Raw genomic sequence first — 15,957 nt, 5'->3', positions numbered from 1 at the left:
ACTTAGGCTAATAGTTCCGTTTGTAATGTTATAGAAGGTCTTGTATTGCCTTACTATAACATGAAGAGTCACCTATGAAGATATCAATATCTTCAAGGTGACTTTTTTATTTTTATTAAAAATATTTTTGTCCATGCGTTGTGCATATTCTCCCCATAAAATACTAGTCCATATCTCAAATACAACTACTCCAAACTATCAAGATTACTCAGGGAGGAGTTAATAGAGTTTTCTTTCAAGCAGTTATAAGCAAGCTTATATTCATAGTTTGTATTGACGATACAAACTAGTATAAAATAGATACCTACTTCAATTTACGCATAAAAAAGAGATAATCAAAATCATTAGGCTGTTTATCAACAACGCAATCCTCAAGAAGTATCACATAGTCGCAGCAAACTGAGTTTATTAAAGGAAGTAATAAAACTAATCCAATAAGTGATTTTGGAGGTAAATAAATCTAAATTGCTTCATATGTTAAAGTCCAGATACTTTTGTTAGCTTAAATGATTTATTTATAACCATTTAGATGGTTTTTGTTTTTTATTGTTTATAATAAGTCTAAATAAAAATTGGTTTTTTAGAAATTCAGAACTACATTTGCGGTGCGTTACTTTTATTTAGACTTAATATTAATAATTATATAAAAATGAAAACACTACTTCAACTAACTCTATTTTTGTGTTTGGGCAGTAGTTGCCTTTATGGTCAGACCACCCACAATTTTTCAGCTGGCGCAGCTTATGCCAATAGTCAGTATTACAATCTAGCTACCGATGTTACAACAGATGTGGCACATACTACTTGGGATATTGCTTTTAGTGTAATAGGAGGAACAGATGCAGGAATATTTATCAACGAAGGAGCTTCTTTTTCGGGAACAGCACCCAAGGTATATCATATCCCCAATAAAACATTTGGAGATAATATCGTAACTGCTGATTTGGGAGACGAGCTAAAGAACACAGAACAGTCTTGGAAAGAAGGCGCTTTGAACAGCATTAAAGTGGCTTCTAACTGGGCAGACTATGGTTGGGGAACATACAACATGACCAACCACAAAGTAGAAGGAACAGCTTTATATGCCATCGAATTACCGAATGGAACTTACAAAAAGCTATTTATCGATGAATTAGCTGGAGGTAGTTATTCCTTTAGATATGCAGACTTTGATGGCACTAATTTGCAGCAAAAAACAATTAGTAAAAGTGCTTATCCCGATCAAACCTTAGCTTATTTTTCTTTTACAACAAATACAACAGTAACAGTAGAACCTGCTACAGGTTGGGATTGGGTGTTTACCCGTTATGAAACAACTTTGTATAGCTCTGGAGCACCAATGCCATATACAGTGACAGGAATTTTGACAAATGATAAGGTAGAAATAGCCTTAGCGGATGGTATTAATCCTGCTACAGTCGATCCTGCAAATTACACAACAACTGCCGATAGTTTGACAGCGATTGGGCACGATTGGAAAGCCTATGATTTTTCAAATGGTTGGACAGTAGATGCTGATCGTGTATATTTTGTTAAGACAGCAGATAGTACTTTGTACAAAATCCAATTTGTAGATTTTCAAGGCTCTTCAACAGGGCAAGGAACGTTTGTCAAGACACATATAGGGCAGTGGACTTCTATTGAGTCAACTCAAAAATACCGTCTTTTAGAACAATTCCAAGCTTTTCCCAACCCTGCTTCTGATTATGTAAACATCACATTTACTTTAGCTCAAGCAGAAGAAAACTTAAAGATAGAGTTAAGAGACATATTAGGAAGGTTATTGGTTGAAAAAACAGTGGATGCTCAATCTGGTTTGAATGGAGTGGAACTTAATGTATCAAGTTTTGAAGCAGGAAACTATGTATTGACACTACAATCAGACCAAGTGTTAAAAAGTCAATCTATCCTGATCAAATAGTAGCCTAGTAATCAATTTTAGGCACGACTAACATTTTTGCCAGTGATATGGTGGATTCGTTTGACACAGTCTTGCCGCAAAGCAATATAATAAACATACAATGAAATCAATATCAATATATTGGATCTTAATAGTTGGACTATTATTAACTGTCAGTTCTTGTAGTTCCGAAGCGTCAACAGATAGTCAAGTTGCAGATACACCTGCGGATGTCACAGAAGAAAAAGAGTGGCGCATTGTTTCTCTAAACGGAACGATTACGGAGTTACTTTATGAATTTGGTTTGGAAGAGAGTATTGTAGGGGTAGATGTAACGAGTAATTATCCTGAAGGAACTAAGTCCATTCCTAATTTAGGGCATAGTAGTCAACTCAACACCGAGGCAATTTTGGCATTAAAGCCTAACCTTATCTTGATGGACGAAAAAATGCAAGGCAATAAAGCTTTGAGTGGTTTGGAAGCTTCAGGGATTAAAATTAAAACAATAAAAGTTCCTCATACCTTGGAAGGATCATTGGAAGTTGCAGAGCAGTTAGAGACAGTATTAGAAAAAAGCATTGAAACAGATGCTTTGAAGGCTAAAATCTCAAAAAACAAGCAGCAACTAGAACGCATTTTGAGCCAAACAACAGAGCGACCTAAGGTGCTGTTTATTTATGCTCGTGGGGCACAAGCTATGATGGTGGCAGGTAAAAATACCTTTGCAGAAGCAGCTATTACTTTAGCAGGAGGAAATCCTGTTGTTCAGGAATTTGAGGCATTTAAACCATTAACACCAGAAGCTTTGTTGCAATATCAACCAGAAGTGATCTTGATGTTTGATTCAGGATTGGCGAGTTTGAGAGATGCGACTAATAATAAATCAGGAGAAGAACAATTGTTAGGAATACCTAGTGTGTCGCAAACACCTGCTGGTCAAAATCGTCGGATTATTACCATGGAAGCCCTTTACTTATCAGGGTTTGGTCCAAGATCTAGCGATGCCATTTTAGAATTGGCAACAGCACTACATCAAAAAGAATTAAGTTTGTTAAATGAAGTTGAATAGAGTATTTATGGCTTCCACCAAAGCACCTATTTCCATTGTTGTAAAGTTAAGTTTGCTACTTTTATGCACTGTCTTTTTTTCCCTTTGCGTGGGAGCTTACTCTATTTCATTTCAAGAGATGATACATATTTTAGGAAGTTGGTTAACTGCCAAGGAGGTGGATGAAAGCAGTGTGTTTTTGATTGGCCAGATTCGGCTGCCTCGCATTATGCTTGGTTTACTAGTTGGAGCAGCGTTGGCTATATCAGGGGCAGCGATACAAGTTGTTTTTAGAAACCCCTTAGCAGAACCAGGTTTGATTGGTATTTCGAGTGGGGCGATGTTTTTAGCTGCTGCCTTTATTGTACTAAAAGACTATTTGCCAATTGATTTAGGAATTTTGGGGCATTATATAGGTTTGTCTTGTGCCTCTTTTTTGGGCGGTTTATTGGCAACTGCCTTTGTTTATAACTTATCAACTCAGAATGGTCGTACAGCTGTTAGTGTTATGTTACTAGCAGGAGTAGCGATGACCGCATTAGGAGGAGGTTTAACAGGTATTTTGATTTTTTATGCTACAGAAGCACAATTGAGAGATATTACTTTCTGGAGTTTTGGCTCTTTGAGCGGTGCTAATTGGGGAATTGTTAGTTTATTAGCCTTTATAATTTTGCTTTCAATGATCGGCATTATTCGGTCGGCCAAACAATTGGAAATTATGCAATTGGGAGATCAAGAGGCAAGTTATCTTGGAGTAGAAGTAGAAAAGATAAAAAGAAGGGTTGTGATTTGGGTGGTTTTGATGGTTGGTGTTTGTGTTGCCTTTACAGGATTAATTGGTTTTGTTGGTTTAATGGTTCCTCATTTGGTGCGGATTTATTTCAAAGAAACCTCATTTGCAAAAAATGTCCTGTATACAGGTCTGTTGGGAGCCGTACTATTGAGTTTGGCTGATACAGTTGCTCGAACAGTCGTTGCTCCAGCTGAACTACCGATAGGTATTTTAACAGCACTACTAGGCGCTCCTTTTTTTCTTTGGTTATTAATCAAGCAAAAGTCTGTTGGTTATTAAAATCAATCGTCCATTGCTTGGCTATGGTGCTATTGCGTGTTGTCCAGTGTGTACTATACAGTTAATATAAAATGTAAAACTATGTTGAATGTTAATAACATAAGTGTCTGTTTAAATAGAAAACAGTTGTTAAAAGGGATTAACTTTGATTTGGATCATGGTGACTTTATGGTGCTTTTGGGAGGCAATGGAGCTGGTAAGTCAACCTTACTAAAGACATTAGCTAGAAGTTTGCCATATCACAAAGGTCAAATTTCGTTTAAAGGAGAAGATTTGAATTATTGGACACAAATAGCCTTGTCTCAACAACGAGCCGTTTTATCTCAACATACCTTTCTAGTTTTTCCAATGAATGTACTAGATGTTGTTTTGTTGGGACGTTATCCTTATACCCAAGGAGCTAAGCCTAATACAAAAGATGTGGCAATAGCCTATGAATTGTTAGATTTAATGGGAGTTGCTCAATATGCCGAAGAAGATATTACTTGTCTATCGGGGGGCGAACAGCAACGAGTACACATTGCCCGTGTTTTAGCGCAAGTGTGGGAGAGCAATGCCGAACAATCTAAATTACTGTTTTTGGATGAGCCTACTTCTAATCTAGATATTGCTTATCAACATATTTTATTAGAACTATTACAAGATAGGGTACAACAGCATGGCTTAACGGTTCTAGCTGTTTTGCACGATATGAATTTAGCAGCTCGATATGCTACAAAAATTGCCTTACTAAAAAAGGGCGAATTATTAACCGTAGGAACACCTTTAGAAGTTTTGACAACCGATTGGATTAAGCAAACTTTTGGCGTTTCTTCTATCATACAAACGCATCCAATTTTTGATTGCTTGCAAGTGTCAACTTATTAACAAAATCAATGACCAAGTAGTAGCTGCAAACCGAGTTGTGTGAGCTCACAACCATAGGAAGTAACAACGCTAACTACGAATAAAAATTACAACTATGAAAACAATCACATTAAAAGAACAATATACATTGTATAAAGAAGCACATCCGAAAGCGCGAATCAGAGATATTTCTATTGCATTAGGAGTTTCAGAAATGGAATTGTTAGAAGTAGCAGAAGTAGAGCAATTGACTTATTTGGGGAATAATTTTAAAGCAGTTTTGAAGGAAGTGCATGCAATGGGGCATGTGATGGCACTAACTAGAAACGAGCATGGTGTCCACGAAACCAAGGGGGTGTATGAAAATGTTAGTTTTATGGAAAAAGCACCAATGGGGATTGCACACAACCCTATTATTGACTTGCGTTATTTTTTGAGTAATTGGGCACATGTTTACGCTGCTGTTTTTCAATCAGGCAAACGTGTTATGCATAGTCTTCAGTTCTTTGACAAATATGGAAATGCCGTTCATAAAATTTATGCTACTCCTAAATCAAATTTAGATGCTTATCATGCATTGGTTGAAAAATATACGACAGGGAATCGAATGCAAGTTCCGATGGAAGTCGAAAAAGTAGAACCTTCTGCCAAAACAGATACGGCTTTAGATATTGGTGCTTTCCAAACGGCATGGTTGAATATGAAAGATACGCATGACTTTTTTGGTTTGTTGAGAAAATACAATTTGACTAGACAAGCCGCTTTTTGTATTGCACCAGAAGGAACAACCTATCGAGTACAAAAAAATGCAATTGTTGATATGTTGGAAATGGCTGTCGCAACAGGAACTCCTATTATGGTTTTCTTGGGGAACAAATCTTGTCTACAGATTTTTTCTGGAAACATACACAAAGTAGTGGAAATGAATGGCTGGTATAATGTTTTAGACAAAGACTTCAATTTGCACTTAAAATTGGATGCTATTGATGAAGCTTGGGTGGTAAAAAAATATACGACAGATGGGATTGTAACAAGTTTGGAGTTGTTTGATAAAGAAGGCAATCAAATTTTGTATTGTTTTGGACAACGCAAACCTGGTATTCCTGAGTTAGATATGTGGCGCAAAATTGTTGCTAAATTAACTCCATTAACAACATAATCTTCACGAATAGATCAGCGTAATCATGAAACATTTTTTTTGGATTTTATTGTGGAGCCATCAACTTGTTGCTCAAGAAATGTTGGATAGCATACCGCTTTCTGTTTCTTTTGATGAAGAAATCGTCGTGACAGGACAATATAGTCCAACAGAAATGCAAGCCTCCACACTACCAGTTCGAGTGATTACCAAAGAGATGATTACCCAGCGGGCAGCAACCAATTTAACGGAAGTTTTTCAGCAAGAGGCCAACATTCGAATTGCACAGGATCCTGTTTTAGGAACCATTATGACAATGAACGGTTTGGAGGGACAACATATCAAAATTTTGATAGATGGCGTACCTATGATTGGGCGAAGTGATGGAAATTTGGATTTGGATCGGATTCAAGTGCAAGATATAGAACGCATAGAAATTATTGAAAATGCAATGTCCGTAGCTTATGGAACCAATGCGTTAGGTGGGATTATTAATATCATTACAAAAAAGAGTCCTTCAGGTGACTGGACAGCTCGATTGACAGGACAATTACAAAGCAATGAACAATATAATGCTAGTCTTGCCTTAGGCAAAAAATGGAAACATATTGCTTTGGATTTTAACTACAATTTTAGTCATTTTAATGGCTTTTCTACAGATACATTACGTAGTCAAACTTGGAACCCCAAGCAACAACATTTTGTAGGAGGAAGGTTATTTTATACAATTCCTTCGAGTAGAATTAATTTATCATATCAATACAATTATTTAAACGAAGTTATCCAAGATAGAGGAAACATTAAGCTAGCCGCTTTTCCTGCCTTAGCTTATGCAAAAGATTATGATTTTGTAACGATTACACAAGATCATACCGTTGCTGCTACAGGATACTTGGATCAAAAGCAGCGGTATTATTTAGATGCTTTATTGGCTTTTAACGACTACCAACGATCCAAAAATGCTTATTTCCGTTCTATGAAAGAGAACATAAGCGAAGACACTTTAGATCAACTGGATTCAGATACAACTGCTTTTCAAGCTTGGAACCTTCGAGCAACTTTAGCGAGTCAGTATCGCCAACGGTTAGATTTTAAGGTAGGAGTTGATATTCGATATGATTATACAACAGGACAAAGGCTTCAGAATAAACGTGCAGCATTAGGCGACTTTGCAGCTTTTGTCAACCTTCGTTACCAACCCATCCAACAATTATATCTTGAAGGAGGCGTGAGGGCAGCTTATAATACAACAGGTTTGGTTCCCATCACTTATTCGTTAGGACTGAAATGGAAAGTTATAGATGGGATGAATGTTCGCTTTTCGTATGCTAGAGCTATTCGAACGCCCTCTTTAAAAGAACTTTACCTCAATTTTGTAGATGTCAATCACAACATTCAAGGAAACCCTAATTTAAAGCCAGAGTATGCGCATACCTTGAGTTTAGGATGGGCGTACAACAAGGTTTATAAGGGAGGACATATGGCGAATATTGCAGTAAATGGCTTTTACAACTATATTCAGCAACAAATAACCCTTTATAGTTATGAGAAAGATAGTTTGGGAAATTTTGTTATCAACGACCAGTCCAACCAGTATGCTTATTTTAATTTGGAAGAGTACCAGAATTGGGGAATCAACAGCCATCTTAAATATCAATACAAAGGATTGAAAGTTCGATTTGGAGCAACCTTAATTGGGCATTACAATCAATTGAGTCAATCAGAAGAGAGCATTCAACCTTTTCAGTATACTTTGGAGTTTACACAAGAACTAAGTTATACGTTCCAAAAATTGGGCTTGACATTAGCGCTCTTTCGCAGAGATTATGATAAACAGATTAATTATGTGGCTGTAACAAATCCTATGACTCAAGAGAAAGAAATTGTACGAAATGAATTACAAGGCTATGGTTTGATGGATGTGGTGGTAACGAAGCACTTTTTTAACAAAGGTTTGTCTATTAGTGCTGGTGTGAAAAACGTATTGGATGTACAACAAGTTAATCGATTGGGAACAGCTGTTGCGCATGGAGGAGGAGGAAGTGGTTCTGCTTCTGTAGCAATGGGACGCATCTTTTTTGTACGTTTAATTTGCGAGCCTTTTCAAATTGCAAGGAGTAAATGGAACGATTAGATTGGGTTGGGATATTGACAATATAACCAGAAAAATTCAAACATGGAAAAAGAATTTTCAGAAGACGAATTGCAAGAGCTGGCAAAACAATTGAATTGCCCAAGTGGCATACAAGGACTGGCTGTTGCCGATAACATGGATCAATCGAATAGAAGTATGAGTCTAGAAACTATTCGAACGATGGAGGTTAAGGACAATCAATGGCTCTTAGAGTTAGGGCATGGAAAAGCGGGACATTTGGTTGACCTCCTAAAGCAAGCTAAAGGGCTTCGTTATTGGGGAATAGAAATTTCTGAATTGATGCAGCAAGAAGCCATAAAGGAGAATAGTATCTTGGTAGAAGAAGGACTTGCTAATTTCTCTTTATACGATGGATTACAATTGCCTTTTACAGCAGAGATGTTTGATGCTATTTTTACAGTTAATACACTTTATTTTTGGGAAAATCCTGTCGCATTATTAAATGAAATGCATCGAGTTTTGAAGGAAAAAGGGCGCTTGTATATTACATTTGCTCATCAAGACTTTATGCAAGAATTGCCATTTGTTAATGAGCGATTTCGGTTGTATGATACGACTAAACTGCAAGCTTTAATTTCCCAGACCGCTTTTCAGATAACAAATATTAGCAATAAAACAGAACAAGTTAAAAGTAAGACAGGAGCAGAAGTCATTCGAAATTATTCGATCGCATGTTTGGAAAAGTGCTTATAATATTGGAAGCTAGATTCTTAGAAGAACTATAAATTTATGCCAGTTAAATTTATTTAGATTAAGTCTATTTAAATTTTGTTTTTGCAATTTGAAACCCTAGATTTGCCTGTGGTTTTATTTAGACTTAATCTTAATAATTATAAAAAATGAAAAATCTTAAACACACTTTGTTGCTAGGAGCTGGATTATTGTTCTGGACTTCTTGTACCCCCGAAACAACAGATCCTAATGCGGATTTAAAAACCAATGTTGTTAACAATTACTGTGAAATAGTATATGCTTCTTACGAAGATTCTTACAATAAAGCGGTTGATTTGCAAACAGCAATTAATGCACTAGTAGCTACACCAACACAAACTACTTTTGATGCTGCTAGAAATGCTTGGTTTGTTGCTAGAGAACCTTATGGGCAAACAGAAGCGTATCGTTTTTATGATGGACCAATTGATGATGCGGATGGACCAGAGGGAGCTTTGAATGCTTGGCCTTTGGATGAAAACTACATTGATTATACGAGAGACAATGCAGGAGGTACTGCCAATACAGGAATCATCTATGATGTGACCAATTATCCAAATATTACAGCATCTGTATTGTCAGGAGCGAATGAGGTAGGCGGCGAGAAAAATATTAGCATTGGGTACCATGCAATTGAATTTTTGTTGTGGGGACAAGATTATATTGATGTTAATACCAATGCAGGTCAAGGAGGAAACCGTTTGCACACAGATTACACCAATATAGCCACCAATCATGTTAGACGTGGTGAATACATCAAAGCTTGTGCTCAATTGTTGGTAGATGACCTAGCAACATTGAAAGCAGAGTGGGCGCCAGGAGGTACGTATAGAACATACTTTGAAGGTTTGTCTACAGATGTGGCTTTATCAAAAATTCTTACAGGTATTGGCGTTTTGAGTAAATCTGAATTAGCAGGGGAGCGTATGTTTACAGCATTAGAAGCCAATGCTGTTGATAATCCGCAAGAAGATGAACACTCTTGTTTTTCGGATAACACACACCGTGATATTATCACTAATGCAGCAGGAATTACCAATGTATTAAAAGGAACGTATACACGTGTATCTGGAACAACAGTAGGAGATGCCCAATATTCTATTCTTACTTTGGTCGCTAAAATTGATGCAACTAAAGGAGCTGACTTGACAGCAAAAAATGTAGCTGCTACGGCAAAAGTTTTGGCTATTCCGACACCATTTGATAAAACGGTAACAGAAGAAAATGTAACTGATAATGGACCTGTATTGCAAGCAGTAACAGCGTTGCAAAATCAAGGTGATGCTATTGCAGAAGCTGCAACAGCACTAGGATTGACAATTAGTACCGAACTACCTGAATAATTAGCGTTATTTGTTATTTAATTTATGGACTCAGCAATCATTTTGGTTGCTGAGCTTTTGCATTTTTATAGTTAAATTTGTTTTATCATTATAATATTAGTAGTTAGCTACGCTGCTACTTCGTGGTCGTTGATTTTTACTTTTTTAGCTCGGTTTGTTACTCCCTTCGGTCGTGAGCTCGCAAGCTTAGTTGCCAAAAAGATAAAAAAGCACATTTATATTAGTTTACTTCGTGAGCGCTGCGCTTTTAGTTAGCTGCGCTGCTACTTCGTGGTACTTCGTGAGTGCTGCGCAGTTGATAATCAAAATTTTAACATAAAATACAGCGAGCTTGTAACTTGTTGATTATTAAATTAATAAAGTTTTTTAACGAACTATTGAATATGAAAACTCAACTTTATTATTGTTGGTTACTAATTGTTGGGATTAGTTTGAGTGCTTGCCAGAAAGAACAAGTACTTTATGCTGAAAAAGGCGAGGAATATGCAGGAGGAGCAACCACTTTTTTTAATACCTCCAGAAATGCGTTTAGTTTTGCTGCACCGAATCTCAAAGGTTTGGAAGCCTTGCAGTTTACTACTGGAAATTCTTTTTTTAATCAAAGTTGGGTGAGTGCCGTTGCTTCAACTACTGGACGAGATGGCTTAGGACCCTTGTTTAACGAAACGGCTTGTTCTGGCTGCCACTTTAAAGACGGCAGAGGAAGAACCCCGATGTTTAATGAAAAGTTTGGTCATGGGATGCTGATTCGATTGAGTGTGCCAGGTGTCAATGCACATGGTGGTCCGTTGGCAGCGCCTATGTATGGTGGACAGTTGAGTCCTGGAGGAATTAACGGGATTCAAGGAGAAGGTACTTTCGAAATTCACTACACAGAAATTGCAGGAACCTATGGCGATGGAACCAGTTATTCGTTGCGGAAGCCTACCTATGTTTTTCAAAATCTTGCTTATGGAAATATGGATAACAGCATCCTTTTTTCGCCAAGAGTTGCCAACCAAATGGTCGGGATGGGGCTGCTAGATGCGATAGAAATTAGTGCCATAAAAGCATATGTTGATGAGTCTGATGCGGATGGCGATGGGATCTCAGGAAAAGCAAACTTGGTCTACAATCGTGCAACCAATACAATGGATTTAGGGCGATTTGGATGGAAAGCAGGAGAGCCTACTGTCCGTCAACAGGTGGCAGGAGCCTTTGTTGGTGATATAGGTATTACCTCTAGTTTGTTCTTAGATGAAAATCACACTAATCTGCAGACAGATTGTCAAACTGTTCCAAATGGTAATAATAACAATGGGTATGAACTGGATGATCAAGTATTGGATCGAGTAGAGCTTTATTCTAGTACGCTAGCAGTACCTGGGCGTAGAGATTGGAACGATCAAGCTGTTTTGAAAGGGAAAGAACTATTTTTGAAAGCTAATTGCCAAAAGTGCCATGTTCAAAAATATAAGACAGGAACGCATCCTAAATTTGATGCTTTATCCAACCAAACCATTTATCCTTATACGGATTTATTGTTACATGATATGGGAGAAGGTTTGGCAGACAACCGTCCTGAATATTTAGCAGATGGGCAAGAGTGGAGAACGGCTCCTCTTTGGGGTATTGGATTGATTGAGAATGTTAATGGGCACACAGAGTTTTTGCACGATGGACGTGCTCGAAATTTGGCAGAAGCAATCTTGTGGCATGGAGGAGAAGGTGAAGCGTCTAAAGAAGCATTTAGAACCATGTCTGCTGAAGAGCGGGAACAACTTATTTTATTTGTAAAGTCTTTGTAGCTACTCAAGTAATTTGCGTAGACTAGTAAAATTAATAAACACTGAGTTATAAAAATTAATACTTTGTTGATTTTTTAGTTTGATTGTTAATCTTTTAGTGTAAAGACTAGTAGAAGTGCATTTTGTTGATAATTAAACTAATATGATTTACTGCGTAAGCGCTTTGCTTTTAGTTAGCTGTGCTGGTACTGCGTGGTTTCAACGGAGTAATGAAAAATAATTGGTATGCGAATAGTTTTAAAAGCACTGATGCTCTTAATAAGTGTTGGTTTGTTAAATATAGTCGCTTGTAAAAAGCAAGCTGATTTTGATAAAAAATCTATGTTAACGGGGATTATCAACGATTATGTATTGCCTAGTTATCAAGAATTACAAGTGGATAATCAAGCGTTAGAGGCTGCCTGTATTTCCTTTGGAAATACACGGACAATGGCACAATTAGAAATAATGCAAAATGCTTGGAAGAAAAGCATGCAATCGTGGAGTAGGGTAGAAATGTTGGTATTTGGACCAGGAAGAACAAACTATCGCTATACTCAATTGGATAATACGCCCATTAAATCCATTTCTATAGAAAATTCGATTAGTGATACAACAATAATAGATTCGATTTATATTGCTGGTAGAAGTTCTTATACTAAAGGATTAGCGAGCATTGAATACCTGCTTTTTGATGAGAATAATGATCAGGTCGCTTTATTGGGACTTTATCAGACAGATATCAATAAAGATAGGCGTTTTGCCTATTTGTTGAACTGTATAAAAAATACAAATGCTTTGATTCGCACTATTGAGTCAGAATGGCGAAACGCTTATGGGAAAACTTTAAGCGAAGGAACAGGAAATACAAGTCAGGAAGGTATTGCAAGTTTTAGCAATGCTGTTGTACATATGAGCCAAACATTGGCAGCCAAAAAACTAGCCAAGCCACTAGGAAAGGAAAGTGCGGATCAATTGGTGCACCCCGAATACTTAGAAAGCCCCTACGCACACTTTTCTTGGGATATTATTTTGTACAATCTACAAGGAATTCAGCAAATGTTTGGAACTACCGAGCGAGGTTTAGGAAGTTATTTGACTTACTTGATCAATGATGAAACGCCAACCAACCGTATTGTAGAGCAAGCAAAAAAAGTAGAAATACTTATCAAAGCAAGGCAATTAACTATGCTGGATGATCTCACAGGAGATACGGCGGCTGTAGAAGAGATTTATCAAGAGATGAGAGCTTTGTATACCGATATTAGCAATAATATTTCAACATACTTTTCTATTACAATCTTAGCAAATCCAGATGATGGAGACTAAAATGTTTACTATTATAATCAATAGTTAGCTGCGCTGCTACTGCGTGGTTTCAACGGAGTAATGTATAACAATAGTTCGTTGAAAAACTTTATTAGTTTACTTCGTGAGTGCTGCGCAGTTGATAATCAGTAAGTTGCACCTTCGTTGCGTTTTGTGTTAAAATCTTGATTATCAAGCTAATATAAATGTGCTTTTTTATCTTTTTGGTAAAAAAGTAAAAAAGCAACGAAGACTAGTATAAGTAATCGTTTAAAAGATAATCATCAATAAAAAAGCGAGCCATTTTCATTAATTGAAAATGACTCGCTACAAAATTGAACAACGATTATTTATGAAGTAATTGTTCTGTAGAAATTACTTGTTATTTCTGTTGTTTCTATTTCTATCATTGCTTTTGTTGTTTCTATTCCTGTTATTACCTCTATCTTCACGAGGTTTGCGAGGACGCTCAACATAGCCTTCTGGTTTGTCCATCAATACTTTGCGAGAAAGTTTGTATTTGCCAGTACGCTCATCAATAGCCAATAATTTAACTTTAAGAACATCTCCAACTGCTACAGCATCTTCTACATTCTCAATTCTAGCCCAAGAAATCTCAGACACGTGTAGCAAACCTTCTTTGCCAGGCATGAATTCAACAAAAGCTCCATAAGGCATGATGCTAACAACTTTTGCATCGTATTCTTCGCCAACTTCTGCTTCCGCAGCAATTCCTTTGATAATTTTCAAGGCAGCATCTACAGTATCTTTACCAACACCAGAGATGAATACAATTCCTTTGTTATCTTCTTCTTCGATTGTAATTGTTGATCCAGTATCTGATTGAATACCTTGAATAATTTTACCACCAGGTCCAATAACAGCGCCAATTTTGTCGCCAGGAATTTCGTAACGAATGATACGAGGAGCATGAGGTTTTAAATCCTCATTGTGTGCAGGAATGGTTTCGTTCATCAAGTTTAGGATGTGTAGACGACCTTCGCGAGCTTGTTGCAAAGCGGTTGCCAAAAGATCGTAATCCAAACCATCAATTTTGATGTCCATCTGACAAGCACAAATACCTTCAGCAGTACCAGTTACTTTAAAATCCATGTCTCCTAAGTGATCTTCATCACCTAAGATATCCGACAATACAACAGCACGATTTCCATCTGAAATTAGTCCCATTGCAATTCCTGAAACAGCAGCTTTGATAGGCACACCAGCATCCATTAGAGCCATAGAGCCCGAACAAACAGAAGCCATAGAAGAAGAACCATTAGATTCTAATACATCAGAAGTAACACGAACCGTATACGGATAATCCGAAGGGAAAACCATTTCTAAGGAACGACGAGCCAAATTACCATGACCAACTTCTCTACGAGAGACACCTCCGACACGTTTGACCTCATTGGTACAGAAAGGAGGGAAGCTATAGTGCAAAAAGAATTGATCGTAACGTTGATCCATAGCTGTGTCTACCATAGGTTGATCTAGCTTAGAACCCAATGTAACTGTTGCCAAGGCTTGAGTTTCTCCTCTATTAAAAATAGAAGAACCGTGTGGAGAAGGAAGAGAATCTACCTCACACCAAATCGGACGAATCTCGTCTGGTTTACGACCGTCCAAACGAATTTTTTCAGCCATCACCATTTCACGAATGGTGTTTTTCATATTGTTATAAAAATACTCACTAACAAAGTGACCATTTTCTTCCATATATTCTTCGCCATATTTTTCTAGCAAGCTTTCTTTTAGTTCCTCTTTTATTTGAGAGAAACCTTCTTTGCGTTGTTGTTTGCTAAGTGCTCCTTTGGCAATGGCATAAATTTTATCCGTAGTAGCTTCGTTTACTTCAGCTTCTAATTCAGGATTGGTTTCTGGTTCTTCGGTAGGTCTATTTTCTGTAATCCCCAAAGCCTCACGCAAATCTAATTGCAATTGACATTGCTCTTTGATCGCTTCGTGACCAAATTTAATAGCATCAATCAATTCTGCTTCAGAGCATTGGTCCGCTTCACCTTCTACCATTGCAATATTATCCATTGTACCACCAACGATAAAAGTCATATCGGCAGTTTCTAATGCAGATCGAGTTGGGTTGATGACAAATTCACCGTCAATACGTGCTACACGCACTTCAGAGATAGGATTTTCGAAAGGAATTTCGGAAGCAATTAAAGCTGCAGAAGCAGCAAAAGCAGCGTAAGCGTCTGCCATGATTTCAGTATCACCAGAAATCAACGAAACAAAGATTTGAGTTTCGTTCATGTATCCGTCAGGAAACATAGGACGGATAACACGGTCAATCAGACGACAAACTAAAATTTCGCTATCTGAAAGACGAGCTTCACGTTTGAAGAAGTTGCCAGGAATACGTCCCGCAGCAGAAAATTTTTCGCGAAACTCAACCGTTAGAGGAAAAAAGCTCTGATCTGGTTTGGCTTCTAATACTGATACTGCGGTTGCTAATAGCCACATGTCTCCGTGGCGCAATACAACTGAACCATCTGCTAGAGCAGCTAATTTGCCACTTTCTAGCGTAATTTCTTGTCCAGAAATTACTTTAGAAACAGTTGTTGGAATTTGTTTACCCATGTTGGTAAAAATTTTAAGTTTTAAATAATATTATCCATCATGATATGCCATTTACATATCACGTCATCC

At 37.3% G+C, this 15,957-nt stretch carries 11 protein-coding genes; 10 read left to right on the top strand and 1 reads right to left on the bottom strand.

What is annotated here, in order from left to right; translation table 11 throughout:
* The first annotated feature begins 649 nt into the window (after positions 1–649).
* The 10 genes from QP953_RS24360 to QP953_RS24315 all read left to right on the top strand — a co-directional run bounded on the left by QP953_RS24360 (position 650) and on the right by QP953_RS24315 (position 13,308).
* Positions 650–1,921 (top strand): T9SS type A sorting domain-containing protein, encoded by a 1,272-nt coding sequence (locus QP953_RS24360; protein ID WP_052597535.1) that lies wholly within the window; start codon positions 650–652, stop codon positions 1,919–1,921.
* Positions 1,922–2,021: 100 nt separating this feature from the next.
* Positions 2,022–2,969, top strand: coding sequence for an ABC transporter substrate-binding protein (locus QP953_RS24355; protein WP_309553224.1), 948 nt, complete (start codon positions 2,022–2,024; stop codon positions 2,967–2,969).
* On the top strand, positions 2,956–4,020 hold the full coding sequence (locus tag QP953_RS24350; RefSeq protein WP_052597531.1) for an iron ABC transporter permease: 1,065 nt from the start codon (positions 2,956–2,958) through the stop codon (positions 4,018–4,020). The genes QP953_RS24355 and QP953_RS24350 overlap by 14 nt, the downstream gene beginning before the upstream one ends.
* A gap of 81 nt (positions 4,021–4,101) precedes the next feature.
* Positions 4,102–4,887 carry a heme ABC transporter ATP-binding protein gene (locus QP953_RS24345; protein WP_052597529.1) on the top strand — a complete coding sequence of 262 codons (786 nt, stop codon included), beginning with the start codon at positions 4,102–4,104 and terminating at the stop codon, positions 4,885–4,887.
* A gap of 94 nt (positions 4,888–4,981) precedes the next feature.
* Positions 4,982–6,025 carry a hemin-degrading factor gene (locus QP953_RS24340; RefSeq protein ID WP_052597527.1) on the top strand — a complete coding sequence of 348 codons (1,044 nt, stop codon included), beginning with the start codon at positions 4,982–4,984 and terminating at the stop codon, positions 6,023–6,025.
* 25 nt (positions 6,026–6,050) lie between these two features.
* The gene (locus QP953_RS24335) at positions 6,051–8,138 is read left to right on the top strand and encodes a TonB-dependent receptor domain-containing protein (RefSeq protein WP_309553223.1); all 2,088 of its coding nucleotides are present in this window, start codon (positions 6,051–6,053) and stop codon (positions 8,136–8,138) included.
* Positions 8,139–8,180: 42 nt separating this feature from the next.
* Complete coding sequence (locus tag QP953_RS24330; protein ID WP_309553222.1) at positions 8,181–8,852, top strand: class I SAM-dependent methyltransferase; 672 nt, start codon at positions 8,181–8,183, stop codon at positions 8,850–8,852.
* A 146-nt stretch (positions 8,853–8,998) separates the two neighbouring features.
* On the top strand, positions 8,999–10,213 hold the full coding sequence (locus QP953_RS24325) for an imelysin family protein (RefSeq protein WP_052597521.1): 1,215 nt from the start codon (positions 8,999–9,001) through the stop codon (positions 10,211–10,213).
* A 383-nt stretch (positions 10,214–10,596) separates the two neighbouring features.
* Entirely contained in the window at positions 10,597–12,000 is a 1,404-nt protein-coding gene (locus QP953_RS24320; protein WP_052597519.1) for a di-heme oxidoredictase family protein, read from the top strand.
* Positions 12,001–12,225: 225 nt separating this feature from the next.
* Positions 12,226–13,308, top strand: a complete 1,083-nt coding sequence (locus QP953_RS24315; protein ID WP_309553221.1) for an imelysin family protein — start codon at positions 12,226–12,228, stop codon at positions 13,306–13,308.
* A 354-nt stretch (positions 13,309–13,662) separates the two neighbouring features.
* Here the strand turns inward: QP953_RS24315 and pnp are convergent, their stop codons facing one another.
* Positions 13,663–15,888, bottom strand: a complete 2,226-nt coding sequence (gene pnp / locus QP953_RS24310; protein WP_052597514.1) for a polyribonucleotide nucleotidyltransferase — start codon at positions 15,886–15,888, stop codon at positions 13,663–13,665.
* Between the last annotated feature and the right edge of the window lie 69 nt (positions 15,889–15,957).

Origin of the sequence: Aureispira sp. CCB-E (assembly GCF_031326345.1) — a bacterium.
Taxonomy (GTDB): domain Bacteria; phylum Bacteroidota; class Bacteroidia; order Chitinophagales; family Saprospiraceae; genus Aureispira.
This window is presented reverse-complemented; position numbering and strand designations above follow the sequence as displayed.

Coding starts and splice junctions, on each gene's coding strand:
- QP953_RS24360 (WP_052597535.1), top strand. CDS start 650: ATGAAAACACTACTTCAACTAACTCTATTTTTGTGTTTGGGCAGTAGT.
- QP953_RS24355 (WP_309553224.1), top strand. CDS start 2,022: ATGAAATCAATATCAATATATTGGATCTTAATAGTTGGACTATTATTA.
- QP953_RS24350 (WP_052597531.1), top strand. CDS start 2,956: ATGAAGTTGAATAGAGTATTTATGGCTTCCACCAAAGCACCTATTTCC.
- QP953_RS24345 (WP_052597529.1), top strand. CDS start 4,102: ATGTTGAATGTTAATAACATAAGTGTCTGTTTAAATAGAAAACAGTTG.
- QP953_RS24340 (WP_052597527.1), top strand. CDS start 4,982: ATGAAAACAATCACATTAAAAGAACAATATACATTGTATAAAGAAGCA.
- QP953_RS24335 (WP_309553223.1), top strand. CDS start 6,051: ATGAAACATTTTTTTTGGATTTTATTGTGGAGCCATCAACTTGTTGCT.
- QP953_RS24330 (WP_309553222.1), top strand. CDS start 8,181: ATGGAAAAAGAATTTTCAGAAGACGAATTGCAAGAGCTGGCAAAACAA.
- QP953_RS24325 (WP_052597521.1), top strand. CDS start 8,999: ATGAAAAATCTTAAACACACTTTGTTGCTAGGAGCTGGATTATTGTTC.
- QP953_RS24320 (WP_052597519.1), top strand. CDS start 10,597: ATGAAAACTCAACTTTATTATTGTTGGTTACTAATTGTTGGGATTAGT.
- QP953_RS24315 (WP_309553221.1), top strand. CDS start 12,226: ATGCGAATAGTTTTAAAAGCACTGATGCTCTTAATAAGTGTTGGTTTG.
- pnp (WP_052597514.1), bottom strand. CDS start 15,888: ATGGGTAAACAAATTCCAACAACTGTTTCTAAAGTAATTTCTGGACAA.